Source organism: Stenotrophomonas sp. Steno-Z2 (assembly GCF_056393235.1).
The window spans coordinates 685,750-710,014 of record NZ_JBWJOY010000001.1; the positions used below are offsets into that span (position 1 = coordinate 685,750).

Annotated in this window: 20 protein-coding genes; 5 read left to right on the forward strand and 15 right to left on the reverse strand. The window is 70.1% G+C overall.

Annotated features, from left to right (window positions below; genetic code table 11):
- Window positions 1-9: 9 nt before the first annotated feature.
- The 3 genes from AC06FP_RS03070 to AC06FP_RS03080 all read left to right on the forward strand — a co-directional run bounded on the left by AC06FP_RS03070 (window position 10) and on the right by AC06FP_RS03080 (window position 5,937).
- Window positions 10-1,488 (forward strand): ABC transporter permease, encoded by a 1,479-nt coding sequence (locus AC06FP_RS03070; RefSeq protein WP_478074446.1) that lies wholly within the window; start codon window positions 10-12, stop codon window positions 1,486-1,488.
- 249 nt (window positions 1,489-1,737) lie between these two features.
- Window positions 1,738-4,590 carry a TonB-dependent receptor plug domain-containing protein gene (locus AC06FP_RS03075; RefSeq protein WP_478074447.1) on the forward strand — a complete coding sequence of 951 codons (2,853 nt, stop codon included), beginning with the start codon at window positions 1,738-1,740 and terminating at the stop codon, window positions 4,588-4,590.
- Between the two features lie 180 nt (window positions 4,591-4,770).
- Window positions 4,771-5,937: an alpha/beta fold hydrolase gene (locus tag AC06FP_RS03080; RefSeq protein WP_478074448.1), complete on the forward strand. Its 1,167-nt coding sequence runs from the start codon at window positions 4,771-4,773 to the stop codon at window positions 5,935-5,937.
- Between the two features lie 8 nt (window positions 5,938-5,945).
- Here AC06FP_RS03080 and rarD read toward each other — a convergent pair whose 3' ends face one another.
- Both rarD and yedA read right to left on the reverse strand, forming a co-directional pair.
- The gene (gene rarD / locus AC06FP_RS03085) at window positions 5,946-6,866 is read right to left on the reverse strand and encodes an EamA family transporter RarD (RefSeq protein ID WP_456117302.1); all 921 of its coding nucleotides are present in this window, start codon (window positions 6,864-6,866) and stop codon (window positions 5,946-5,948) included.
- Window positions 6,863-7,762, reverse strand: a complete 900-nt coding sequence (yedA, locus tag AC06FP_RS03090; protein ID WP_456117303.1) for a drug/metabolite exporter YedA — start codon at window positions 7,760-7,762, stop codon at window positions 6,863-6,865. Before yedA ends, rarD begins: the two co-directional genes overlap by 4 nt.
- 143 nt (window positions 7,763-7,905) lie before the next feature.
- Between yedA and AC06FP_RS03095 the strand changes: the two genes are divergently transcribed.
- Complete coding sequence (locus AC06FP_RS03095) at window positions 7,906-9,240, forward strand: MFS transporter (protein WP_478074449.1); 1,335 nt, start codon at window positions 7,906-7,908, stop codon at window positions 9,238-9,240.
- A 21-nt stretch (window positions 9,241-9,261) separates the two neighbouring features.
- Here AC06FP_RS03095 and AC06FP_RS03100 read toward each other — a convergent pair whose 3' ends face one another.
- From AC06FP_RS03100 to AC06FP_RS03115, 4 genes are all read right to left on the reverse strand, one after another.
- Entirely contained in the window at window positions 9,262-10,914 is a 1,653-nt protein-coding gene (locus AC06FP_RS03100) for a M28 family metallopeptidase (protein ID WP_478074743.1), read from the reverse strand.
- Window positions 10,915-11,028: 114 nt separating this feature from the next.
- Window positions 11,029-11,961, reverse strand: coding sequence for an MBL fold metallo-hydrolase (locus tag AC06FP_RS03105; RefSeq protein ID WP_478074450.1), 933 nt, complete (start codon window positions 11,959-11,961; stop codon window positions 11,029-11,031).
- A gap of 150 nt (window positions 11,962-12,111) precedes the next feature.
- Complete coding sequence (locus tag AC06FP_RS03110; protein WP_478074451.1) at window positions 12,112-12,411, reverse strand: hypothetical protein; 300 nt, start codon at window positions 12,409-12,411, stop codon at window positions 12,112-12,114.
- A gap of 66 nt (window positions 12,412-12,477) precedes the next feature.
- Window positions 12,478-13,770: a tryptophan--tRNA ligase gene (locus AC06FP_RS03115; RefSeq protein WP_478074452.1), complete on the reverse strand. Its 1,293-nt coding sequence runs from the start codon at window positions 13,768-13,770 to the stop codon at window positions 12,478-12,480.
- 109 nt (window positions 13,771-13,879) lie between these two features.
- On the opposite strand from AC06FP_RS03115, the gene AC06FP_RS03120 reads away from it, so the two are divergent.
- Window positions 13,880-14,665 (forward strand): hypothetical protein, encoded by a 786-nt coding sequence (locus AC06FP_RS03120; RefSeq protein WP_478074453.1) that lies wholly within the window; start codon window positions 13,880-13,882, stop codon window positions 14,663-14,665.
- Between the two features lie 66 nt (window positions 14,666-14,731).
- Here the strand turns inward: AC06FP_RS03120 and AC06FP_RS03125 are convergent, their stop codons facing one another.
- The 9 genes from AC06FP_RS03125 to AC06FP_RS03165 form a co-directional block, all read right to left on the reverse strand.
- Window positions 14,732-14,953 (reverse strand): CsbD family protein, encoded by a 222-nt coding sequence (locus AC06FP_RS03125; protein WP_433852746.1) that lies wholly within the window; start codon window positions 14,951-14,953, stop codon window positions 14,732-14,734.
- 189 nt (window positions 14,954-15,142) lie between these two features.
- Complete coding sequence (locus tag AC06FP_RS03130; protein WP_456117309.1) at window positions 15,143-15,277, reverse strand: entericidin A/B family lipoprotein; 135 nt, start codon at window positions 15,275-15,277, stop codon at window positions 15,143-15,145.
- Window positions 15,278-15,332: 55 nt separating this feature from the next.
- On the reverse strand, window positions 15,333-15,485 hold the full coding sequence (locus AC06FP_RS03135; RefSeq protein ID WP_153189762.1) for an entericidin A/B family lipoprotein: 153 nt from the start codon (window positions 15,483-15,485) through the stop codon (window positions 15,333-15,335).
- A 127-nt stretch (window positions 15,486-15,612) separates the two neighbouring features.
- A complete protein-coding gene (rocF, locus tag AC06FP_RS03140) occupies window positions 15,613-16,533 on the reverse strand; it encodes an arginase (RefSeq protein WP_478074454.1) in 921 nt (306 codons plus the stop codon).
- 243 nt (window positions 16,534-16,776) lie between these two features.
- On the reverse strand, window positions 16,777-17,847 hold the full coding sequence (locus AC06FP_RS03145; RefSeq protein WP_478074455.1) for an ABC transporter substrate-binding protein: 1,071 nt from the start codon (window positions 17,845-17,847) through the stop codon (window positions 16,777-16,779).
- Window positions 17,844-18,968: an ABC transporter substrate-binding protein gene (locus tag AC06FP_RS03150; protein ID WP_478074456.1), complete on the reverse strand. Its 1,125-nt coding sequence runs from the start codon at window positions 18,966-18,968 to the stop codon at window positions 17,844-17,846. Before AC06FP_RS03150 ends, AC06FP_RS03145 begins: the two co-directional genes overlap by 4 nt.
- A gap of 75 nt (window positions 18,969-19,043) precedes the next feature.
- A complete protein-coding gene (locus AC06FP_RS03155; RefSeq protein WP_478074457.1) occupies window positions 19,044-22,238 on the reverse strand; it encodes a TonB-dependent receptor domain-containing protein in 3,195 nt (1,064 codons plus the stop codon).
- 364 nt (window positions 22,239-22,602) lie between these two features.
- Window positions 22,603-23,577 (reverse strand): FecR family protein, encoded by a 975-nt coding sequence (locus tag AC06FP_RS03160; RefSeq protein WP_478074458.1) that lies wholly within the window; start codon window positions 23,575-23,577, stop codon window positions 22,603-22,605.
- A complete protein-coding gene (locus tag AC06FP_RS03165; protein WP_456117315.1) occupies window positions 23,567-24,151 on the reverse strand; it encodes an RNA polymerase sigma factor in 585 nt (194 codons plus the stop codon). The genes AC06FP_RS03160 and AC06FP_RS03165 overlap by 11 nt, the downstream gene beginning before the upstream one ends.
- Window positions 24,152-24,265: the final 114 nt, after the last annotated feature.

A 24,265-nucleotide genomic window follows, 5' to 3' on the forward strand; every position in this document is an offset into this window, starting at 1 on the left:
GAGAACGTCATGACCAAGAAACTACTGATCGTCCTGGCACTGCTGCTGGGTATCGCGCTGAGCTTCGCCGCCCGTCCTTTCTCGCTGTTCGGACTGGCGCTGATCGCCGGTGGCATCTATGGCGTCTTGAGGCTGTGGCGTGGACCGAAGCCAGCGCGACCAGCGCAGCCAAGGCGACAGACATGGAGCTGGGCATGGAACCTGCTCACCATCGTCCTGCTCGCCATCGGCCTGGGTGCCTGGATCGCGCTGCCGTGGGTCGGCGTGCTGGCCGTGGCCGTCGCCATCGCATTGTGGCTGCCGCTCACCCGGACCGGCCGGCTGGCGCTGGCCGCCACCCGCATCGGCATCGCCAGCCTGCCGCAGCGCTGGGGCGCCTCGTCGGTGATCGTGGTCGGCATCGCCGGCGTGGTCGGCGTGCTGGTGGCGATGCTGGCGATGGGCGAAGGCTTCCAGGCCACGCTCGACAGCACCGGCGATGACACCACCGCCATCGTGCTGCGCGGCGGCTCGCAGGCCGAGACCAACTCGGTCATCACCCGCGACCAGGTGCCGCTGCTGGGCACGCTGCCGGGCGTGGCGCGCGACGCGCAGGGCCGCGCGTTGTTGTCGGCGGAGCTGTCGCAGGTGGTCAACCTGGTATCCAGGGCCGACGGCACCGACGTCAACGCGCAGTTCCGCGGCGTCGGCGACATGGCCTGGGCGGTGCACGACAAGGTGAAGATCGTGAAGGGCCGGCAGTTCAAGCCGGGCCTGCGCGAGATCGTGGTCGGCGAGGGCGCGCAGGGCCAGTTCCGCGACATGGAGGCGGGCAGGACCCTCACCCTCGGCAATCAGGCGTGGACGGTGGTGGGCGTGTTCGCTTCCGGCGACGCGCACGATTCGGAGCTGTGGACCGACGTGCAGACCCTGGCCACCACCTACCAGCGCGGCGCCTACCAGTCGATCAGCGTGCGCACCGAGGGCAGGCCCGGCTTCGAGCAGTTCAAGGCGGCGGTGGCGGCCGACCCGCGGCTGAAGCTGGACGTGGAAACCACGCGCGACTACTACCGCAAGCAGGGCGGCGGGCTCAACAAGCTGATCAGCGTGCTGGGCACGGTGATCGGCGCGATCATGGCCATCGGCGCGGTGTTCGGCGCGCTCAACACCATGTACGCGGCCGTGGCCACGCGTGCGCGCGAGATCGCGACCATGCGCGCGATCGGCTTCCGCGGCCTGCCGGTGGTCACCGCGGTGATGCTGGAAACCATGCTGCTGGCGCTGGTGGGCGGCCTGCTCGGCTGCGCGGTGGCGTGGCTGGTGTTCAACGGCTACAGCGTCTCCACCATCGGCAGCAACTTCAGCGCGGTGGTGTTCAAGTTCCACGTCTCGCCCGAGCTGCTGTGGAGCGGGCTGAAGTGGGCGCTGGGCATCGGCCTGGTCGGCGGCCTGTTCCCGGCGCTGCGGGCGGCGCGGCTGCCGATCACCACGGCCCTGCGCGAGACCTGACGGGCATCGCGGCGGCGCGGCCGACGCGCCGCCGCCTTTGCCGGCTGCGGCGATCCACCCGGCGGGATGGCGGAATTTTCCCCTTCACGCATCGATCCGTTTGGTCCATGATGCGCGCCCGCCGCCCCCGGCGGGCAGCGCAGCTGCATGACGGCGGATGCTGCGTCCCTCCCCCGACGGTGATGGCATCTGTTCATGGCGCCCCTCGCGGGCGCTTTTTTTCGTAGTCAGTAAAGGAAATACAAAACGATGTACCTGAAGTCGACCCCGCTCCGCTCCGCGATCGCGCTGGCCCTGGCCACCGCCGGCAGCGCCCCCGCCCTCGCCCAGTCCAATGACGGCACCACCACCCTGGACCGCGTCGAGATCACCGGTTCGCGCATCCGCCAGGCCAATGTCGAGACCGCCAGGCCGGTCATCGCGCTGAGCCGCGCCGAGATCGAGAAGAAGGGCTACGTCAACGTCGCCGACATCCTGCAGGACGTCACCGCGGCCGGCTCGCCGGCGCTGAGCCGCGCCTCGGCGCTGTCCTCGGCGCGCGACTACGGCGGCATGTTCGTCAGCCTGCGCAACCTCGGTCCCGAGCGCAGCCTGGTGCTGGTCGACGGCCGCCGCATGGGCGTGAGCGCCGGCGGCTACTCCGACGTGGGTTCGATCCCGTCGGCGATCGTCGAGCGCGTGGAAGTGCTGACCGACGGCGCCTCGGCGCTGTACGGCTCGGACGCCATCGCCGGCGTGGTCAACATCATCACCCGCAAGAACTTCGACGGCGGCCAGGCCAACGCCTATGTCGGCCAGTACAGCGAAGGCGACGGCCAGAAGCGCTCCTACAGCGCCACCTGGGGCAAGACCTTCGAGCGCGGCTGGGTCACCGTCGGCGCGGAAAAGGTGAAGGAAGACCCGGTGCTGGGCGGCGCGCGCGAGTTCACCGCCTACCCGAACGGCCCGTACCACCCCACCGACGGCCTCAACGGCACCACCGAGTGGGGCTCGGTCACCGTCGATGGCAAGGTGATCAGCGTCGGCCCCGGCGGCGATCCGTCCAAGGTGGAAGACTTCAAGCCGCTGGACCGCTCGGCCTACGCCAACACCAAGACCAACATGACCCTGCTGTCGGGCCTGGAGCGCCGCTCGGCCTTCGCCAACGGCGGCTTCCAGATCACCGACGACCTGCGCGTGGTCGCCGACGTGCTGTACAGCGAGCGCGAATCGCTCAAGCAGCTGGCCGGCTACCCGTATTCGGTGTCCTCGGCGCAGGCGGCCAGCGGCACGCGCGCCATGCTGTCCAAGGACAGCGCGTTCAACCACTGGGGCAAGGACGTGCTGTTCTCGCACCGCACCGAGGAGTTCCCGCGCGCGACCAACAACAGCCTGACCACCAAGCGCGCCAGCCTCGGCCTGGAAGGCAGCTTCGAGACCGGCTCGCGTTTCTGGGACTGGAACGTGGGCTACATGTTCAACCGCAATGAAGGCGAGCGCCGCACGCTGCAGAGCATGTACCAGCCCAACGTCAACAAGGCGGTGGGCGCCTCGTTCATCGACGCCAACGGCGTGGCCCGGTGCGGCACCCCGGACAACGTGATCCAGGACTGCGTGCCGTGGAACCCGCTGGCGCCGATGGGCAGCAACAGCCCCGGCTCGCTCAGCGGCGACCCGGCCGTGCGCGACTACCTGTTCCGCAGCTTCGTCGATGACATCCAGAGCACCACCAAGGTGCTCAGCGCCAATATCTCCGGCTCGCTGTTGAGCCTGCCGGCCGGCGACGTGATGGCGGCGATGGGCGTGGAGCACCGCAGCGAGGAAGCCAGCTACACCCCGGACCTGATGGTGCAGAACGGCGAGATCGCCGGCACCAGCGGCCAGCCGACCCGCGGCGACTACAAGCTGGACGAGGTCTACCTGGAACTGCAGGTGCCGCTGCTGGCCGACCTGCCGTTCGCGCGCGAGCTGTCGCTGGACGTGGCCGGCCGCTACTCGGACTACAACAACTTCGGCGGCACCACCAACGGCAAGTTCGGCCTGAAGTGGAAGCCGGTGGACACCCTGCTGGTGCGCGCCACCTACGGCACCGGCTTCCGCGCGCCGACCGTGGATGACCTGTACGGCGGCACCGTCACCACCCGCGACCGCATCACCGACCCGTGCGACCGTTCCTTCGGCGCGGCGGCACGCAACAGCGAGGTTGCCGCGCGCTGCAGCGCCGCCGGCCTGGGCAGCGACTTCCGCCAGAAGACCGGCGACGGCGAACTGGCCAGCACCTCCGGCGTGCAGGCGGTGACCGACTTCACCTCCGGCTCCAACCCGGACCTGAAGCCGGAGACCGCCAAGACCTGGACCGTGGGCCTGGTCTACAGCCCCGAGTTCGTCTCCGGCCTGGACCTTAGCCTGGACTGGTGGAAGATCCGCATCGACAACGTCATCGTCGGCGAGTCGGCCACCGACATCCTCAACCAGTGCTACGTGCAGGGCATCGCCTCGGCGTGCTCGCGCTTCACCCGCTACGCCTCCGGCAGCAACAAGGGCCAGGTCAGCGGCATGAACCGCTCGCTCAACAACGCCGGCTACCAGGAAACCGCGGGCTACGACGTCGGCGTGCGCTACCGCCTGCCGGAACTGGCCATCGGCCAGATCTCGCTGCGCCTGAACGCCACCTACGTCGATTACCTGGCGCGCAAGAGCGACAGCGAAGCCACCACCCCGGTCGACCAGTACACCGGCTGGGGCGGCAACTTCCGCGTGCGTTCGAACTTCAGCGCCGACTGGCAGCGCGGCAACTTCGGCCTGACCTGGAGCACCCGCTACTACTCCAGCATGAAGGAGAAGTGCTCCTACGACCTGGACGGCGGCCCGGAGTGCAACCTGCCGGACTTCCGCTCGCCGTACACCGACGTGCAGCCTAGCCGGAAGCTGGGCTCCAACACCTTCCACGACCTGCAGGTGCGCTATGCCCTGCCGTGGGAAGGCACCGTGTCGCTGGGCGTGAACAACGTGTTCAAGCACGAAGGCCCGATCATGTACAGCCAGCCGAACAGCAGCTTCACCTACTACGGTGGCTTCGACATCGGCCGTTTCATCTACATGAAGTACCAGCAGCGCTTCTGATCGCCTGACCGTCAGGCGTTCCACCGGCAAAGGCACCGCAAGGTGCCTTTGCTTTTTCCGGCTGGCCGCGGCCGCCAGGCCGAACACCACACAACGGTCATCTTCCTGTCATCGTTGCGCGGTAGAGCCGCGGCGGCGCAGGCGCTACCGTGGCGCCCCTCCTCTTTCCGGATCACCGCCATGCTGCGTTCGCTGGCGCTGGCCGGCGTCTGCGTGATGCTGGCCGGTTTCGCCCTGTCTTCCCCGATGCCGCCGCTCTCGCTCGGCGCGCGGCTGGCCGCGCCCGGCGGCACCTCGCCGATGGTGCCGACCGCGCGCATCGATGCCCTGCTCGCGCGCCTGCCGCACCGCCAGGGCATGGTGCCCGGCAGCGGCGGCGTGGCGCTGCACTGGCTGGCCTTCGACCCCGGCGATTACCGCCTGCAGTACCGCTACCTCGGCCAGGGCGAGCGCTTCCCCGAGTTTTCGCTGGAGGCCACCGCGCCGGCGGCGGGCGCGCCCCGCACCGCGCCGCGCGGCACGGTGATCCTGCTGCACGGCTGGATGATGGATGGCGGCTCGCTGCTGCCTTGGGCGCTGCAGCTGGCGCAGGACGGCTACCGCACCATCGCCCTGGACCTGCGCAACCATGGCCGCTCCGGGCAGGCGCCCTCCGGCTATGGCACGCGCGAGGGCGACGACGTCGCCGCCGCGCTGCGCGCGCTCGAGGCCCGCGGCGAAATCAGCGGGCCGGTGCACCTGCTAGGCGTGTCCTACGGCGCGGCCACCGCCATCTTCGCCGCGCGCGAACTCGGCCCGCGGCTGCGCAGCGTGGTGGCGATGGAATCCTTCGACAACGCCGGCCAGGCGATCCGCGCGATGGTGCCGCACATGCTGTCGCGCCCGCCCGAGCGCCTGGGCGACTACCTGGCGCTGCCGCTGGCGCGCTGGCAGTACGGCGGCAGCGGGCTGGACGCGGCCATCGCCGCCGCCGACCGCCGGCTCGGCATCGACCTGGACCGCGTGGACGTGGGCCAGGCGCTGGCGCAGGTGCCGGCCTGCGTCCTGCTGCTGCATGGCCGCGACGACGCGCACATCCCGGTCGCGCAGGGCCGCGCCCTGGCCGCCGCCGCGCCGCGCGCGCGTTACCTGGAGCTGCAGGGCGAGGACCACCTGACCCTGCCGCTGCGGCTGGACCGTCTCTCGGGCGTGATCGACGACTGGTTCGCACGCGCCGGCAACGATGGCACCTCCTGCCCGACGCCCGCTTCGCCCGCGCCTGCGCGGGCGACCGCAGCAGCAACCACCAATGCCGTAGGAGCGACTTCAGTCGCGAAGGGCATTATCGGGAAAGCGCCTCGCGACTGAAGTCGCTCCTACGGCGTGGGTGCCGGCGATCGCGAGCGCGCCCTGGCCGCGGCGCGTACGCCGGCCGTGGCGAACACCACCAGCCCGGCCCAGATCAGGCCGAAACCGACCAGCTGCGAGGCCGCGAACGGTTCGCGCAGGACCAGCACGCCGATCAGGAACTGCAGCGTCGGGCCGATGTACTGCAGCAGCCCGACCACCGACAGCGGAATGCGGCGCACGCCGTAGGCGAAGGCAATCAGCGGCACCGCGCTGACCACGCCGGCCAGCACCAGCAGCGCATCGTTGCCCCAGCCCCAGCCGGAGATGAAGCCGCCGCCGTGGCCGTTCTCGGCCCACAGCGCGTAGGCCAGCGCCGGCGCCACCATGAACAGGCTTTCCACGCCGAGCCCGGTCACCGCTTCGACCACCACCAGCTTGCGCAGCAGTCCGTACAGGCCGAAGGTGATCGACAGCCCGATCGCGATCCACGGCGCGCGTCCGCTCTGCCAGGTCAGCCAGGCCACGCCCAGCGCCGCCAGCGCCACCGCCAGCCACTGCAGCCGGCCCAGCCGCTCGCGCAGCACCACCACGCCCAGCACCACGCTCAGCAGCGGATTGATGAAATAGCCCAGGCTGGTCTCGACCACGTGGCCGGCATTCACCGCCCAGATGTACAGGCTCCAGTTGGCGCCGATCAGCAGGCTCGACAGCCCCAGCAGCCAGAATCGCCGCGGCGTGGCCCACACCTCGCCCAGCCAGCCCCAGCCGCGCACGATGCCCAGCCCGCCGATCAGCAGCACCGCGCTCCAGATGATGCGGTGGGCGATGATCAGGAACGACGGCACTTCGATCAGCAGCCGCCAGTACAGCGGGAACAGGCCCCAGATGACAAAGGCCAGGGTGGCGGCGAGCAGGCCGTTGCGCTGGTCGTGCGCGGCGGCGGTCATGCGCGGCGCATCCGGGCCAGGGTGATCACCACGACGCCGGCCAGGATCACCGCCATCGCGCCGATGTCGGCGGCGCTGAAGCGCTCGTGCGCGATCCACGCGCCCAGCGCCACCGCGATCACCGGGTTGACGTAGGCGTAGCTGCTGGCCAGCACCGGGCGCACGTTGTGCAGCAGCCACACGTAGGCGGTGAAGGCGATGATGGAGCCGAACACGCACAGGTAGGCCACCGCCAGCATGCCCTGCAGCGATGGCGTCGCCGGCATGCGCTCGCCGCGCAGCAGGCCGGCCGCCACCAGGATCACGCCGCCGCACAGCATCTGCCCGGCGGCGGTCATGAACGGCGACGGCAGGTCGCGCCCGCGCGACCAGATCGAACCGGCGGCCCAGCCCAGCGGCGCCACCAGCAGGAACACCAGCCCGGCCGGGGTCGCGGTCAGGCTGCTGCCGGCGTTGAGCCACAGCACGCCGGCGAAGCCGACCGCGATGCCCAGCCATTCGCCGCCGGCCACGCGCTGCCCGCGGAACGCTGAGAACAGCGCCATCCACAGCGGCACCGAGGCCACCGCCACCGCGGCCAGGCCGGAGGACACGTCGCGCTCGGCCATCACCACCATGCCGTTGCCCAGGAACAGCAGGCTGAAGCCCATCACCGCCAGGGTCGGCCACTGCGCGCGCGTCGGCGCCGGCACGCCGCGCCAGCGCAGCAGCGCGTACAGCAGGCCGCCGGCGATGACGAAGCGGGTGCCGGAAATCACCGACAACGGCGGCATGCCGCCTTCCAGCGCCAGGTGGATGCCGAGGTAGGTCGAGCCCCAGACCACGTACACGAGCAGCAGGGCCAGAACGACAAGGCCGCTCCGTGGAGCAGCCGACGCGGTGGGGGGCGAAGACATGGGGCAGGTACCGCCATCCGGGGGAACGCGGATTCTAGGGCACCACGGCGCTGGCGATCAGCCCGAAAAACGGCATGCTGTATCCGTCCCGGCCGCGCCTGCCGGGCACGGGCAGCCGCTTTCCACGCCAGGAGCTTTCCAGCATGCGCACTTCCACCGCCGCCACCGCCGCACGCCCGGACCGCGCCGCGCTGCGGCGCTCCGTCGCCAACACCCTCAAGGGCTCGGCCGGCAACCTGGTCGAGTGGTACGACGTCTACGTCTACTCCGTGTTCGCGGCGTATTTCGAATCGCAGTTCTTCTCCGCCGCCGACCGCAACTCCACGCTGTACGTATGGGCGATCTTCGCCGCCACCTTCCTGATGCGGCCGGTGGGAGCCTGGTATTTCGGCCGCTTCGCCGACCGCTACGGCCGGCGCCTGGCCCTGACCGTCTCGGTGTCGCTGATGGCCGGCTGCTCGTTCGTGGTCGCCATCACCCCCACCGCCGGCGCCATCGGCATCTGGGCGGCGCTGATCCTGCTGCTGGCGCGGCTGCTGCAGGGCTTCGCCACCGGCGGCGAGTACGGCACCAGCGCCACCTACATGTCCGAGGCCGCCCTGCCCGGCCGCCGCGGCTTCCTGTCCTCGTTCCACTACGTCACCCTGGTCGGCGGCCACGTGCTGGCGCAGCTGACCCTGCTGGCCATGCTGCTGGCCTGGGACCGGCCGCAGATTTCCGAATGGGGCTGGCGCATCGCCTTCGCCCTGGGCGGGGTGGCGGCGATCGTGGTGTTCTGGCTGCGCCGGTCCATGGACGAATCGCTGGAAGCGTCGTCCATCGCCGCCGCGCGCGAAGGCAGGGCCCGCGCCGCCGGCTCGATGCGCGAGCTGTTCGTGCACCAGTGGCGGCCGCTGCTGCTGTGCTTCCTGATCACCGCCGGCGGCACCGTCGCGTTCTACACGTATTCGGTGAACGGGCCGAAGATGATCCAGGGCGCCTTCGCCGGCGACGACCCGATGACCGGCACTCTGATCAACCTCGGCGTGCTCGCCTTCCTGATGGTGCTGCAGCCGGTTGGCGGCTGGCTCTCCGACCTCGTCGGCCGCAAGGCGCTGCTGGTGTTCTTCGGCGTCGGCGGCGTGCTCTACACCTGGTACATGGTGACCCGGCTGCCGCAGCAGCACGACGCCATGCCGGCCTTCCTCACCCTGGCGCTGGCCTTCGTCATCCTCACCGGCTACACCTCGATCAACGCGGTGGTGAAGGCCGAGCTGTTCCCCACCCACGTGCGCGCGCTCGGCGTGGGCTTCGGCTACGCGCTGGCCAACTCGCTGTTCGGCGGCACCGCGCCGCTGCTGTACCAGGCCGCGCTGCGCACCGGCCACGTCGACGCGTTCGCGCTCTACGTCACCGCGGTGATCGCGGTGTCGCTGGTGGTCTACCTGTTCTTCCTGGAGAACAAGGGCCCGAACTGGCTGGACGGCACGCGGACGTAGTGCGCGCGCACGCCGCGCCGGTCAGCGCCGCGCGCCGTCGCTGGCGCCGCGCGCGGCCTCGAACTCCGCGCCCTTGTCCCATGCCGGCCAGCGCCGGCTGTTGGCCAGTTCCAGGCCCAGGTCGTAGACCAGCAGCGTATCGGCGGCCAGGCCGCGTGCGTCCCACTGCGGCGACCATGCGTCGCAGGCCTGGTGGTAGCACCGGGCGAAGTAGGCATCGCGCAGCGCGCGGCCGGCGGCGACGCCGCCGTCGCGCTTGTCCAGGCCGGCGCCGACGGTGACCGCCGGCACGCCCTTGCGGGCGAAGGCGAAGTGGTCGGCGCGGTAGAAGAAGCCGGCTTCCAGGTTCGGGTCGGGCGACCAGCGGCGGCCGCGCGCCTGGGCGACGCGGTCCACGTCCGCTTCCAGCGACACGTGGCCCTTGCCCCAGGTGGCGATGTCGACGGTCTCGCCGTCCGGGCTGAACATCTCCATGTTCAGCACCGCTGCGGTCTTCTCCAGCGGCGCCAGCGGATGCTCGGCGTAGTAGCTGGCGCCGAGCAGGCCCTTTTCCTCGGCGGTCAGCGCCAGGAAATACAGCGTGCGCTGCGGGCGCGGGCCGGCGGCGAACACGCGCGCCAGTTCCAGTACCGAGGCCACGCCGGTGGCGTTGTCGATGGCGCCGTGGCGGACGCTGTCGCCACTGGCGTCCGGCTGGCCGATGCCGAACGCGTCCCAGTGCGCGGAGAAGATCACCGATTCGTCCGGATGCGCCGCGCCTTCGAGCTTCGCCACCACGTTGCGGGTGATGACCGGCTCGCGCTTGAGCTTGAAACGGGCCGACAGTCGCGCGTCGCCCAGTTCCACCGGGTGGAAATCGGCGCGCATCGCCTTGCGCTTCTCTGCGTCGAAATCCAGACCAGCCGCGGCGAAGATGCGTTCGGCCAGGGCGCGCTGCATCCAGCCGCGCAGCGGCGTGTGCAGCGCGCGCGCAGCGGCGTCGCTGCGCTGGATGTCGAACAGCGGCGAGGTGCCCGAGGCCTTCACCGTCGCCCACGGATACGCCGCCGGCGCGGTCTCGTGCACGATCAGCACGCCTGCCGCGCCGCGCCGCGCGGCTTCCTCGTACTTGTAGGTCCAGCGGCCGTAGTAGGTCACCGCCTTGCCGTCGAAGGCGCCCGGCGCGTCGGCCTCGAAGTCGGCGTCGTTGATCAGCACCACGGCGACCTTGCCGCGCAGGTCCACGTCCTTGTAGTCGTTCCAGCGCCGCTCCGGCGCGTCGATGCCGTAGCCGACGAACACCAGCGGCACGTCCTGCAGGTCCACCGCGTCCAGCGGGCGCAGGCTCTGCAGGGTCACGTCCTCGCCGTTGACCAGCGGCTGGCGGCTGCCGGCCAGCTGCAGGCTGGCCTCGATGGCGCCGTCCACCTGCGCGCGTACCAGCGGCACCTCCTGCACCCAGCTGCCGTCCCTGCCGCCGGGCTGCACGCCGGCCTTGCGGAACTGCTCGACCAGGTAATCGACGGTGCGCTGTTCGCCGGCGGTGGCCGGCGCGCGGCCTTCGAACTCATCCGAGGCCAGCACGCGCACGTGCCGCGACAGCGCCTCCGGGTCGATGCCGCCGCCGGGCAGGTCGTTGGCCGCGCTGGCGATGCCGCCAACGAACAGGCAGGACGACAACAACAGCATGCGCATCGGGTTCACGGCGGTACCAAACAACAGGGAGGTGGCGGGATTTTACCCGTAGATGCGGGCCTTGCCCCGCATGGCGCCCTCACGGGGATGCTTCGTGCCGGGCGCGTCCGGCGGCTACGGCTTCGCACGGTCCAGCCAGCACGCCAGGCCCTGCGCGTTGAGTTCGATGTCCATGCCGAGCACGCGCAGCACGCCGGCGTCATCGAAGCGGCAGCCATGCGCACGGGCGCGTTCCAGGTAGAACTCGCCCAGCGCCGCCACCAGCGCGCGGTGGCGGTCGGGGCGGCCGTCGCAGGCGCGGGCGATGGCGGTCATCGCATCGATCTGCACATGCAGGTCGGCGGCCAGGCGCGCGGTGTCGCGCACGCGGCCGTAGTGGGTCAGGAACATCGCCTCCGGCGCCCGCGCCATCAGCCGGTCGATCGAAGCGTGCAGCGCGTCCGGCTCGAACTGCACCGGCGAGCTGGTGGGAATGACGAAGGCGCCCTGCGCGCTGTCCAGTTCGCGGTAGGACAGGCCGAAGGTGTCGCCGGTGAACCAGCTGCGGCTGGCCGCGTCCCACACGCACAGGTGGTGGCGGGCATGGCCGGGCGTGTCGATGCACAGCAGCTCGCGCCCGCCCAGCGACAGGCGATGGCCGTCCCCGGCCACCACCACGCGTTCGGCCGCCACCGGCACGATCTGGCCGTAGCTGCGCGCCATTTCCTCCGCGCCGTAGACCGCGGTGGCGCCGGCGACCAGCCGCGCCGGGTCGATCATGTGCGGCGCGCCACGCGGGTGCACCAGCAACCGTGCGTTGGGCAGCCGCTGCATCAGCGCGCCGGCGCCGCCGGCATGGTCCAGGTGCACGTGGGTCAGGATCAGCCAGTCGATCGCCTCGATCCCCAGCCCGGCCCGTTCCACCGCGGCCAGCATGTTCGGCAGCGAATGGCTGGTACCGCAATCGATGAGGGCGCCGCGGCCATTGCCGACCAGCAGGTAGGCGGCATCGAAATGGTCGCGCTGGAAGGCGGTGTCGATGACGTGGATGTCGTGCTCGGCGCTCATGCGGTGGCTCCGGAGGTCCGTCCCGATGCTGTCACCGCCGCCGCAGCGCGGCAATACGGCTTTCGTCGGAGCCGCAGGCGCGCGCGCAGGAGCGGCTTCAGTCGCGAACGGGCTTTCCCTGCGAAGTCTCCATCGCGGCTGAAGCCGCTCCTACGAGCGGCGCAGCACGCGCGGCCGCAGCAGCAGCGCCAGCGTCATCACCGCCAGGAAGCCGCCATAGGCGTAGAGCACCGCCAGGATCTGTTTCCACAGGGCGTCCGCATCAACGTCGGCCGCGCCGATGCGGTAGCCCCAGTGCATGAAGCCGATGCTGACCAGCAGCGCCAGCACCAGCACGCAGGCATCGAACACCGCGCGCGTGCGGTGCCGCGGCTGGCGCGGGAACCACCAGTACAGCGCAGCCATCACCCCGAACCAGGGCAGGAACAGCAACAACGACAACCAGGCCATCGTCAGCTCCGTGTTGGGCGCGCGCCGGCAGGGCACGCGCCATGGCATGCGGCGGGGAGCGCCGCGTCAGTCCGCTTCGCGCAGCTGGCGCAACGCCGCCAGCACCGTATCGACCCCGGCCTCGAGCTGGAAGCGCCCGCCCTGCAGGGCCGCGGCGTCCCCGGCCTGCTTGAGCGCGGCGACCAGCTGCCCGGCGTCGCGCGGCGAGTCGAAGCCTTCGCTCTGCACCAGCAGCGCGCCCTCGCCGTCGAGCAGCTTGAAGTAGAAGCGGCCGTCCTTCTCGCGGTACTGCTTGAACAGCGGCAGCGCGGCCTTTGCAGCAGTTGCCTTCTTCGGCTTGTCGCCGGCGGCGGACAGGTCGCGCAGGCCCACGGCGTGGCGCAGTTCCTTCAGCAGCGGAATGGCGAACTGCTCGCGCAGCTGCTGGCCGCGCCGGCGCAGGATCGCCTCGATCTTCTCCGGTTCGGCCATCAGCGCGTTGTAGCGCTCGCGCAGCGGCGCCAGTTCGCCGTCGATGCGCTCGAACAGCTGCTGCTTGGCCTCGCCCCAGCCGATGCCGCCGGCAAACGCCTGCGCGAACGCGGCGGTCTGTTCCGGCGTGGCGAAGGCCTGGTACATCTGGAACAGCGCCGAGCCCTCGGTGTCCTTCGGCTCGCCGGGCGCGCGCGAGTCGGTGACGATGGAGAACACCAGCTTCTTCAGCTCCTCGCGCGGGGCGAACAGCGGGATGGTGTTGTGGTAGCTCTTGCTCATCTTGCGGCCGTCGAGGCCGGCCAGCGTCGCCACCTGCTCGTCGATCACCACATCCGGCAGGGTGAAATACTCCTTGCCGTAGATGTGGTTGAAGCGCTGGGCGAAATCGCGCGCCATCTCGATGTGCTGGATCTGGTCGCGGCCCACCGGCACCTTGTTCGCGTTGAAAATGAGGATGTCGGCGGCCATCAGCACCGGGTACATGAACAGCCCGGCGGTGACGCCGGCATCGTCGTCCAGCTGTTCCTCGCGGTTCTTGTCCACCGCCGCCTTGTAGGCATGGGCGCGGTTGAGGATGCCCTTGCCGGCCACCACGGTCAGGAACCACATCAGCTCGGTGGTTTCCGGGATGTCGCTCTGCCGGTAGAACCACACCTTGTCCGGGTCCAGGCCGCAGGCCAGCCAGCTGGCGGCGATCTCCAGCGTCGAACGCTGGGTGCGCTCGGGCTCCTGCGACTTGATCAGGCTGTGCAGGTCGGCCAGGAAGAAGAAACTCTCGATCCCGGGCGCGCGGCTGGCCGCGATCGCGGGGCGGATGGCGCCGACGTAGTTGCCGAGGTGGGGAGTACCGGAGGGGGTGATGCCGGTGAGGACACGGGTAGTCATGTACGCAGAGCTGACGGACGGATTAACCGGCCCAGTGTAACCGCCGCGCGCCAACCCCGCCGCCCGCGCCCGTCCGTTCATGGCTCCGTCCCCCGCCAAGGAGCCCGCCATGTACCGCCTTTCCGCCTGCCTGCTGACCGTCCTGGCCCTGTGCGGCTTCCGCTCCGTGCCGCCCGCTCCGGACGGACCGGTGGCGCTGTCGCTGGTCGACCGCGATACCGGCGAGGAACTGGAGCAGTACCCGCACCGGGGCGAGCGCTGGGTGGCCGGCACGCCCGGCCACCGCTACGCCGTGCGCCTGCGCAATCTCACCGGCGAACGCGTGCTGGCGGTGCTGTCGGTGGACGGGGTCAACGCCATCAGCGGCGAAACCGCCGCCCCGGACCAGGCCGGCTACGTGCTCGAGCCCTGGCAGGACAGCGAAATTACCGGCTGGCGCAAGTCACCGGCCGAGGTGGCACAGTTCGTGTTCACCGACCATGGCGACAGCTATGCCAGCCGCACCGGCCGCCCGCACAACGTCGGCGTGGTCGGCATCGCCGTGTTCCGCGAGGCGCGGCCGGTCTATGTCGCGCCGGCGCCGATGCCGCGGCGGCCCGCGCCGGTGATCGCACAGGACGCGCGCGCCGACCGCGCGATGGCCGCGGAGGCGTCGGCCGCGCGCGGGGAGGCGCGCCAGCAGCTGGGCACCGGCCATGGCGAGCGCGAAGGGTCGGCCAGCCATGCCACCCGCTTCGAGCGCGCCAGCCGCATGCCGGTCCAGCTCGGCGAGCTGCGCTACGACGCGCGCCCGCGGCTGGTGGCGATGGGCATCCTGCCGCGCCAGCGCGTGGATGCCGCGCCGCGCGCCTTCCCGGGCGGCTTCGTGCCCGACCCGCCGGCGCGCGGGCGCTGACGCAGAACGCAGAACGGGCCGCATGATGCGGCCCGCCGGTTGCGGCAAGGGACAGCGTGCGCCGTATCAGCGCCAGTCCGGGTAATCCCTGTGCAGCGTGTCCTGGAAATCGCGCACTTCCTTCTCGGCCCGGTCCTTGGCCCAGCCATAACGTTCCTGCAGGCGGCCGGCGAGGTATTCGGCGTTGCCTTCGGCCACCTGCAGATCGTCGTCGGTCAGGTCGCCCCACTTGGCCTGCGCCTTGCCCTTGAGCTGGCTCCACTTGCCGGAAATGATGTCTTTGTTCATGCGTGTCTCCTTTCGGGGGGAATGGCGGCAGCTCCGCCGCGTGAACAGCATGCCCAGACCGGTGTAGGCGCCGCATCGAGGATTCGTTCGCGGACGGTGACGTTCTCGGACGGCCGCTTCATCTTCCGCCTACGCAAAAGAAAAGGCCGGCGTTGCGCCGGCCTTTCCGTTCCCGCCAATCGCCAGGCATCAGCGCTTGGCTGCGTCCTCTACCTTCTCGCCGGCCTTCTGCACATCCTTGCCGGCACCGGCCACGGTGTTGCAGCCGGACAGCATGGCGATCGAGAACAGCGACAGCATCATCAGGGCTACCAAGCGCTTCATGTCTTCCTCCTGGGGGGTTCCTGGATAGCGCGGCCCGGGCGGGCCACGGCGGGGATCAACACTTGCCGTCGCTGCAGTCGTGGGCCTTGTCCTCGACCTTCTCGCCGGCCTTCTGCATGTCCTTGCCGGCGCCGGCGACGGTGTTGCAGGCGCTGAGCATTCCCGCCGAAAACATCCCCAGCAGGGCCAGCATCAGTACTCGCTTCATCAGGTTTCTCCTCTGCTCGACTGGCGGCTGCCAGGTGGCGACGCCGCGCGTTGGGAGGAATCTGGCGGCATTCACGTGCAGCCGACGTGAACGCCACCGGCGCCGGTTCAGCGACGTCGCGCCGCCGTCAATCGCGCATCAGGGTCGATTTCCCGAACAGGCTCTCGACCAGGTCCACCGCCAGCCTGGCGGTGCGGTTGCGGCGGTCGAGCAGCGGATTGAGCTCGACGATGTCCAGCGAGCCCATCAGCCCGGTATCGGCGATCATCTCCATCACCAGCTGCGCCTCGCGGTAGTTCACCCCGCCCGGCACCGTGGTGCCCACGCCCGGGGCGATGCTCGGGTCGAGGAAATCCACGTCGAAACTGACGTGCAGGTGGGTATTGGCGTCGACGCCCTCCAGCGCCGCCTCCATGGTGCGCTTCATGCCGCTCTCGTCGATGTAGCGCATGTCGTACACGTCCACCCGGTGCTGCTTGATCAGGCGCTTCTCGTCCTGGTCCACCGAGCGGATGCCGATCTGCCGCACCTGCTGCGGCGAGATCGCCGGCGCGTCGCCGCCCAGCCGGGTCAGCGCGTCCGGACCCAGCCCGCACAGGCAGGCCACCGGCATGCCGTGGATGTTGCCCGAAGGCGTGACTTCGGAGGTGTTGAAGTCCGAATGCGCGTCCAGCCACAGCACGCGCAGCTGCCTGCCCTGCTCGCGGCACCAGCGCGCCACCGCGGTGATCGAGCCGATGCCCAAGCAGTGGTCGCCGCCGAGCATGATCGGCAGGCGGCCGTCGCGCAGCTCGGCCAAGGTCGCCTCCATCAGCGCGTGGTTCCAGGCCACGACCTCGTCCAGGTGGCGGTAACCGTCCACCGGGTCGGTCCACGGATTGCGCGGCCCCTGCAGGTTGCCCACGTCGCGCACGGCCACGCCGCGCGCGGCCAGCGCCTCGGGCAGGCCGGCGATGCGCAGCGCCTCCGGTCCCAGGCGCGCGCCACGGTGGCCGGCACCGACATCGGTGGGCACACCGATCAGCGAAACGGGACGATGAGTGGCCATGCTTCCTCCGTTGCAAATGAAAGCAGTTTAGCGGGCGCAGGTTACAGCCGCCTGCGGCAACGCAGCAGCCCTCGTGCCGGCGTCGGCCCGTGCCGCGCGCATGCGGATCCGAAGGTGCCTTTGGACGGGAAGGCGCTGCCGGGGTGGCGGAAACAAAAAAGGCCCGCCGGAAAGCCCGGCGGGCGATGGGGAGAGAGTCCTGCGCCGTCCGCCCGCGCCCGATGTCCAGGCGCCGTGCGGGAATTACAGGCAGGGGCGGCGTTCGGCCTGTTCCGGCAGCAGGCTGCGGTCGAACACTTCGTCCAGCGCCGGGCTGCGCGGCAGGTGGCGCTGGGCGACGGTCAGGTCCAGGCCGGCCTGCATGCGCGCCGGGTCGATGTCGCCGACGCCGTCGCGCGCGACGCGCTCGCGCCCGCCCATGTCGTCCAGCGTATCCATCAGCCGGCCCAGCTCGACCTTGGCGCTTTCGTCCGGGTTGTGCGCGACCAGCATGTCGATGGCCGCCTGCGGCTCGCACAGCGTGTCCATGACGCCGCGGTTGACCGCGCGCACCAGCCCGCGTGCGATCTCCGGCTGTTCGCGCAGCAGCTTCGGCGAGACCATCAGCGCGCTGCCGTACAGCTCGGGCACCGCGTCGCGGAAGCGGAAGAAGCGCAGCCGTTCCTCGACCTTGCCGCCGGCCGTGGCGATGGCCGCGGTGCTGGTGGAGGAATAGCCGAACAGCGCGTCGGACCTGTGCTCGTCGAGCAGGCCGATCAGCACCTTCCAGTTGCCGGGGTTGGGCACGATGGTCACCGCCTTCGGGTCCAGGCCCACTTTCGAGGCGAACTGCTCGAAGGTGTTGAGCGCCACGTCGGTGCCATGGCCGGTGATGGTCCTGCCGGCCAGCTGGGTGGGTTCCTTCACCGGCGAGGCCAGCGGCAGGATGATCACCGACGGCGACACGTCCATGACCATGTACACGCCCACCGGCGCCTGCCCGGGCTTGTGCGCGGCCTGCTCGTAGGTGGCCTGGATGTCGCCGTAGCCGGCGTCGAAGCCTTCCTCGACCATGCGCCCGGCGGCGGTGAAGGCACCGCGCCCGTCGGTGAACTCGACCTCGATGCCCTCGTCGCGGAAGTAGCCGCGCTGCTGCGCGACCAGGAACCAGGCATTGGCGCCGGAAAAGCCGGAGTTGAGCAGAAAGCGCAGCCTGTGCGGCTTGGCCGGTTGCACGGGCGCGGCGGCGGCCGGTTCCGCCGGCGTCTCGCTGCGCCCACAACCGGCCAGCGCCAGCACGGCCACCATCGCGGCGGCGATCATCGTCGGCTTCATGCGTGGCTCCCTCCGCCGATGCGCGGACGCGCGCGTTCGGCCAGCGGCGGCAGGAAGGCGCGGGTGAAGATTTCCTCCGGCCTCGGCGTGCGCGGCAGGCGGCAGGAGGTGGCCATCAGCTGGATCGAACGCTGCAGGCGACCGTCGTCGATGTCGCCGATGCCGATCTTCAGCGCCTCGGGATGCGCCATCTCCACCTCCAGGGTGCCCATCAGGCGCGGACCGTCGACGTGGTCGGCGAACTTCGGCGCCATCCGGCGGGTGGCTTCCAGCGCGGCCTGCGGGTCGGCCAGGGTCTCGACGATGCCGCGGTTGACCGCGGCCACCAGCGCGCGCGCCGCCTCCGGATGTTCCTTGAGGAACGTCGGCGTGAGCATCAGCGCGTTGCCGTACATGTCCGGCACCAGGTCGCGGTACTCGAGGAAGCGCAGGCCGGCGCGGCCGTCGATGTTCTTGGCCGCCAGCGCGGCGATGATGGTGTGCACGAAGCCGAACACGCCGTCGGTGTGGCCGCCCAGCACGTCCTCGCCCAGCGTGGTCATGCTGGTGGTCGAACGCAGGATCGATACGCGCGACGGGTCCACGCCCGCGACCGATGCGTAGGCCGGGAACACCTCGATCGCGGCGTCGATGGGGTGCCCGCCGATCACCTTGCCTTCCAGGTCCTTCGGCGAATGGATCGGGCCGTCCTTGCGCACGCCGATGGTCAGCGGGGTCTGGTTGAAGGCCACGTGCACCGCCACCGGGCAGTTGTCCGGGCGCAGCCCGGCCAGCTTGATCAGCGCGCACAGATCACCGTAACCACCATCGAAGCCTTCCTGCGGGATGCGCGGCACCACCGAGGCGGCGCCGTCGCCGGCGGCGAACTCGATGTCCAGCCCGGCGTCGGCGAAGTAGCCGCGCTCATGGGCCAGGCAGAAGAACGCATGCGGGCCGGACAGGGCCGAGTTCATCAGCAGCCTGACCTTCAGGCGCTGCCCGCCCGCCGTCGCGGCGGTGCCGGCCATGGTCTTGTCCGCGGCGCGTACCGCGGCCTGCGCCGGCGCCAGCACGCCGGCGGCCGAGGAGAGGATCGCCGCGGTGCCCAGCACCGTACAGAAATCACGTCTGGATTTGTCCACTGTGTGCTCCCTTGCTGCAAGTACAGGTAACGCGGATGAAAAGCGGGCGGGAGCAATGGCCCCCGCCCGGCGCGATCAGAATTTCTGCTGGTACTGCATGTAGACCAGGCGTCCCAGGTCGAAGCCGCCGTAGTAGGAGAAGTCGCTGTTCGGACGCGAGTACAGCGTCGGCCCGACCTTGCCCAGCACGTTGTTGGCGCCCAGCATCACCATGCCGTCCCACGGCAGGGTCATGCGCAGCTGCAGGTCGTTGAACACCGTCGGCCCGACCGTGCGCAGCGGCTGCCGGCCGGTGTACGGCGAGACGAAATCCGGCTTGTCGCATTCCGGGCCGCCGGCCAGGTCGAACGCGCAGGCTTCCTTGATGCCGGAGTAGTAGCGCACCCGCCACATCGCGCCGAACATGCCGCGCGACCAGTCGGCGGTGAAGTTGGAACGCAGGCGGAAGTTGGCGCCGAAACCGGTGGTGTGGTTGACCGGGGTCGTGGCCAGGTCATTGCTCTTGATGTCGCGGTAGCGGGTGTAGCTGCTGTTCCACTCCAGCTTGATGTCGCCGATCGCCATCGACGGCAGGCGGTAGCGCATGCCCAGGTCGACGCCGGAGGTCTTCAGCCAGCCGGCGTTGGTGAAGGCGTAGTTCAGCGTGGTGATCTCGCCGGTGACCGGATCGCGCTTGAACGCGCCGCAGGCGCTGGCGACGTTCCTGACATAGCAGTCGTTGAGGATGTCGGTGGGCGTGTTCTGCACGATGGCGTGCTGGATGTCGATCTTCCACCAGTCCAGGGTGATGCCCAGGCCTTCGGCCCACTGCGGGCTGTAGACGAAGCCGACGGTGGTGGTGGTGGAGGTTTCCGGCTTGGTGTCCGGGTTGGAGCCGGAGATGAACGCCAGGTTGGACTGCACGTTGGGGCTGCCGGCCGGCACGCCGCCGGCGGCGACCTGGCGGTAACCAGCCGGGACCGCGGCCAGGCACGCCGCCGAGGTGCGGGCCACGCCGAAGCGGCTGTCGCACGGGTCGGTGTAGGCCGGGAAAAAGTCCTGCTCGCCACCGAACAGGTCGTTGATGGTCGGCGCACGGAAGCCCTGGCCCCAGTTGGCGCGCACCAGCAGCTCGTCGCTCGGGCGCCATTCCAGCCCGACCTTGGAATTGGTGGTGCTGCCGAACACGTCGTAGTCCGAATAACGCGAGGCCAGGTCCAGGCTCAGCGAGCGCGCGAACGGCAGGTCCTGCAGCAGCGGGATGTTCAGCTCGGCATACACCTCGTTGGCGCGGTAGTCGCCACGGGTCGGCAGCTTGCGCGAGTTGGTGGTCTCGCCGCGCTGCTTCTGCAGGCTGGGAGTGAAGGTGCCTTTCTCGGTGCGCGCTTCCATGCCGACGGCGAAGGCCAGGTCGCCGGCCGGCAGCGCGAACATCGTGCCGCTCAGGTTGGCGGTGAAGCTGCGGGTACGGGTTTCGCCGCGGTCCAGGTTGTCCGGCACCAGGAAGGCGCGCAGCACCGGATCGGCCAGCGTGCCGCCATAGCCGCCGCCATAGGGCGCAAGCGGATTCCACGGCACGCACTGGCCGGCACCGCTGCCATAGGCGGTGGGCGCGGCCGCGCTGCCGCACTCCACGCGGCCGGTGGCGGTGTTGTAGTACGACGGGCCCGAAGCCAGCTGCACGTTGCGCAGGTTGAGATCGCCGGTGCCGGTCTTGTCGGTGCGCAGGCGGTTGAACAGGTAGCCGGCATCCCAGTACATGGTCTGCCCGCCCCAGTCGAAGTTGCCTTCCAGCATCACGCTGGCGCGCACCGTGGTGACCTTGTTGTTGCCCGAGCGCGGCACTTCCCAGGTGCGGCGCTGGTAGTGCACCGCGCGCGGATCGGCCACCCCGCTCTGGTTGCCCAGCGGGTTGTAGTAGCTGTCGATGGACAGCGGCGCGTTCATCGCGCCCCATACGCGCGACTGGTACGGATAGCCGGGGATGTTGCGGAAGGTGTCGCGCACGCTGTACAGCGCGCTGCCGCGCAGCAGCAGGCGGTCGTTGATCTCGAAGCCGCCGTCGACGAAGGCCGACTTGCGCTCCATGCCGGTCTTCAGCGTCTGCTGCTCGGTGACGTTGGCGTAGTCGGACACCGCGGTGCGGTGGTAATTGGCGATGTTGCGCGGGTCGGCGCCGGCATTGACGGTCAGCGAGCCCAGCGTCGGATCGAGCAGGGTGCCGTGCTGGTTGATCGCCGACAGGCCGGTGGTCGGATGGCGCACGGTGCTCGGGAAAGCGCTGTAGGGGCGGTCCGAGGCCCACACCGGGTCCTCGTCGGTGTACTGCAGGGTGCCGCTCAGCCAGCCCCGGTCGCGCTTCATGCCCCAGGACAGGTCGGCCGACCTGGTGGCGCCGTCGCCTTCGGAATACTGCCCGAAGTAGGCATTGGCCAGGCCGCCGTCGAAACCGCGGCGGGTGATGATGTTGACCACGCCGGCGATCGCATCCGAACCGTAGATGGCCGAAGCGCCGTCCTTGAGGATCTCCACGCGCTCCACCGTCGCCGACGGGATCAGCGACACGTCGGCGTAGCCGCCGGTGGTGGTGCCCAGGCGCTGGCCGTTGACCAGGATCAGGGTGCGCTGCGCACCGATGTTGCGCAGGTCGATGTAGGTGCCGCCGGCTTCCTCGCTGTCCGACTGCACGCGGGTACGGCTGGCCGCCGGCGCGCCCGCGGCCGGCGAGGACTGCAGCAGGTCGCCGACCGAACGCAGGCCGGAGCGGTCCACGTCCTCGCGCGAGATGGTCTCGATGGGTTGGACGGTTTCCACGTCGACCGTGCGCATGATGCGCGAGCCGGTGACCTGCACCGCGTCCAGCGTGCGCGCGCTTCCCGCTTCGGGCGCGGCCACCCCCGCCGGATCGACCTGGGCGTGGACGTCGTCGCGCGGCGCCGGCGCTACCGGTTCGCCTTCCTCGTCCTGGTCGTCGTCCTCGCGGCTGAGCGTGACCACCGTGCCGTCGTCGCGCACCACCTTCAGGCCGGTGCCCTGCAGCAGCGCCTGCAGCGCGACGCGCACGTCCTGGTTGCCGGAGATCGCCGCGGTGCGGACGTCCTTCAGCCCCTTCGCCGGCGCCACGATCTGCACGTTGGCCTGCCGCGCGTACTCGGGCAGCGACTTGGCCGCGGTATCGGCCGGGATGTTGAAGTCCATCTGCTGCGCGCCGGCGCAGAACGAGGCCAGCGTGGCGCCCGATACCAGCGCGAAGGAGATGGCGTTGAAGAGCGTGCTTTTCCGGTGGTTCATGTCTCACCTTGCAGAAGGGCCGCTGCCCGCGCGCAGCGCGGACAGGGCGTACGGAGAAGGATGAAGCGTGACGATCCGACCCTTCCTCCAGGCGTTCGGCGTGGAGGCGCAGCGACAGGGGCTAATGAATGGGATGCAACCGGAATGGCGTTCCGCCATTGTTGATTGAAATATTTTTCTGCTACCTGCCCGCTCCATCGACAGGCGAAGCCGCACGCAGCCGGCGCTGGTCTCCGCCCGGTTTTCCTCCTTCCATCGGAGAGGCGGCGGAGTGCCTGCGAAACCGGATGCGGATGAAACCAACGGGATTTCCTCCGCCCTTCCGCCGCCGGGAAGAAGGGCGGATGCCGACGCCCGGCCTCGGTCAGTCGCTGCCCGCGGCCGCCTTCTTCTTCGCCCGGGCGCGCAGCACGATCTCGTTGTCGCCCAGCGCCATGTCCAGGTGCATGCTCTGCGCGGCGGCGCGCGAGAAGCCGATCGGGTCGGTGGCCGAGAACATGCCCACCACCTCCAGCCCGGCCACTTCCGGGTCGGCGATGCGGATGCGCAGGGTGTTGTAGCGCGCGAACTCGCGCGCCACCTCCTGCAGGGTCTCGCCACTGAAGGCGATCATCCCGTCGCGCCAGGCCAGCTCGCGGTGCACTTCCACCGTGTCCACCCGCGCCACCACCGGCGCGCCGCGCCCGGCGATGGAGGCCTTGTCCCCGGCCTGCAGGCGGGCGACGGGCTGCTCGGCTTCGTCCACCTTCACCACGCCCTCGCGGACCAGCACGTTCACCCGCTCCGGCGACCGCCTGACGCTGAAACTGGTGCCCACGGCAACGACGCGGGTGCCACCGGCCGCCACCGCGAACGGGCGCCGCCGGTCCTTGGCCACGTCGAACATGGCTTCGCCGCGCAGCAGTTCAATGTTGCGGTGGCCCTCGTCGAAGCGCACCCGCACGCGCGAATCCGTATTCAAGGTCACCACCGAACCGTCGTCCAGGCTGACGCGCGATATCTCGCCGATCCGTGTGGTGTAGGTATCGGCGCCCCCGTCCAGGAAACGCAGCGTGGCCACCGTCACCAGCGCCAGCGACGCGGCCAGCGCCGCCACGCGCCATGCCCACGCCCGTACCTGCGGGCGCACGACCCGCGCATCGGCGGCGTCGGGCGCATGCTCGCCCCGATGGAGCCGGTCGCAGCTGGACATGATCGCCTGCATGCGCGCATACGCGCCCAGGTGACGGCTGTCGGCGGCCAGCCAGGCCGCCAGCCGTTCGCCCTCGGCCGGCGACAATGCGCCGGCGTCCTCGCGCGCCACCCATTCGGCGGCGACCGCATCGATCTCATTTCTCACGGACTGCCTCCTTTCCTCCAGCGCCGCGCCTGTCCTGGCGACCTGTCGTCGATCTGTCCACGGCCAGGGCCTGGCCCAGGTACTTGAGCGCCTTGACCATGTGCTTTTCCACGGTGTTCTCGCTGATGCCCAGGCGCTCGGCGATGTCGCGCTGCGGCAACCCCTTCATCTTGCGCAGCGTGAACACCTGCCGGCAGCGCTCCGGCAGCTGCCCGATGCACTGCTCCAGGTAGCGCAGCTCCTGCACGCCCGAGGCGTGGGATTCCGGCGACGGCAGATCGCTGGCCACTTCCAGCCGCCCGATCTCGCCGATGCTCTCGATGTCCACCACCTTGGCGCGCCGCAGCCCCTGCAGGATCACCGACTTGGCGGTGACGAACAGATAGCTGCGCGCATCGCGGATATGGCCCACGTCCTCCATCGACATCAGCAGCGCGTAACACTCCTGGATCACATCGTCGACGTCGGCATGGCTGCGCACATGGCGCACCAGCCAGCCACGCAGGATGGGCTCGTGCGGCAGGACATTGCGCGACAGCCAGCCGGCGCGCTCGCGCAGGAACGGCGCGTTCATGTCCCGCCCCGCTGGCGCGGTCGCCCGTGGTCCCACCGCTGCGTCGCCGTCATGCCCCTCTCCCCGTCCGGAAGCCCATTTCATCAAATGGGATGCACGGGCGACAGGCTTCCG

What these genes read in the sequence shown, in the direction of transcription:
- AC06FP_RS03105 (WP_478074450.1), bottom strand. Translation starts at nt 11,961, where the DNA reads ATGAGCGCCGAGCACGACATCCACGTCATCGACACCGCCTTCCAGCGC.
- AC06FP_RS03100 (WP_478074743.1), bottom strand. Translation starts at nt 10,914, where the DNA reads ATGCGCATGCTGTTGTTGTCGTCCTGCCTGTTCGTTGGCGGCATCGCC.
- rocF (WP_478074454.1), bottom strand. Translation starts at nt 16,533, where the DNA reads ATGGCCACTCATCGTCCCGTTTCGCTGATCGGTGTGCCCACCGATGTC.
- AC06FP_RS03135 (WP_153189762.1), bottom strand. Translation starts at nt 15,485, where the DNA reads ATGAAGCGAGTACTGATGCTGGCCCTGCTGGGGATGTTTTCGGCGGGA.
- rarD (WP_456117302.1), bottom strand. Translation starts at nt 6,866, where the DNA reads ATGACCGCCGCCGCGCACGACCAGCGCAACGGCCTGCTCGCCGCCACC.
- AC06FP_RS03115 (WP_478074452.1), bottom strand. Translation starts at nt 13,770, where the DNA reads ATGACTACCCGTGTCCTCACCGGCATCACCCCCTCCGGTACTCCCCAC.
- AC06FP_RS03125 (WP_433852746.1), bottom strand. Translation starts at nt 14,953, where the DNA reads ATGAACAAAGACATCATTTCCGGCAAGTGGAGCCAGCTCAAGGGCAAG.
- AC06FP_RS03165 (WP_456117315.1), bottom strand. Translation starts at nt 24,151, where the DNA reads ATGAACGCGCCGTTCCTGCGCGAGCGCGCCGGCTGGCTGTCGCGCAAT.
- AC06FP_RS03080 (WP_478074448.1), top strand. Translation starts at nt 4,771, where the DNA reads ATGCTGCGTTCGCTGGCGCTGGCCGGCGTCTGCGTGATGCTGGCCGGT.
- yedA (WP_456117303.1), bottom strand. Translation starts at nt 7,762, where the DNA reads ATGTCTTCGCCCCCCACCGCGTCGGCTGCTCCACGGAGCGGCCTTGTC.
- AC06FP_RS03075 (WP_478074447.1), top strand. Translation starts at nt 1,738, where the DNA reads ATGTACCTGAAGTCGACCCCGCTCCGCTCCGCGATCGCGCTGGCCCTG.
- AC06FP_RS03120 (WP_478074453.1), top strand. Translation starts at nt 13,880, where the DNA reads ATGTACCGCCTTTCCGCCTGCCTGCTGACCGTCCTGGCCCTGTGCGGC.
- AC06FP_RS03155 (WP_478074457.1), bottom strand. Translation starts at nt 22,238, where the DNA reads ATGAACCACCGGAAAAGCACGCTCTTCAACGCCATCTCCTTCGCGCTG.
- AC06FP_RS03130 (WP_456117309.1), bottom strand. Translation starts at nt 15,277, where the DNA reads ATGAAGCGCTTGGTAGCCCTGATGATGCTGTCGCTGTTCTCGATCGCC.
- AC06FP_RS03070 (WP_478074446.1), top strand. Translation starts at nt 10, where the DNA reads ATGACCAAGAAACTACTGATCGTCCTGGCACTGCTGCTGGGTATCGCG.
- AC06FP_RS03095 (WP_478074449.1), top strand. Translation starts at nt 7,906, where the DNA reads ATGCGCACTTCCACCGCCGCCACCGCCGCACGCCCGGACCGCGCCGCG.
- AC06FP_RS03110 (WP_478074451.1), bottom strand. Translation starts at nt 12,411, where the DNA reads ATGGCCTGGTTGTCGTTGTTGCTGTTCCTGCCCTGGTTCGGGGTGATG.
- AC06FP_RS03145 (WP_478074455.1), bottom strand. Translation starts at nt 17,847, where the DNA reads ATGAAGCCGACGATGATCGCCGCCGCGATGGTGGCCGTGCTGGCGCTG.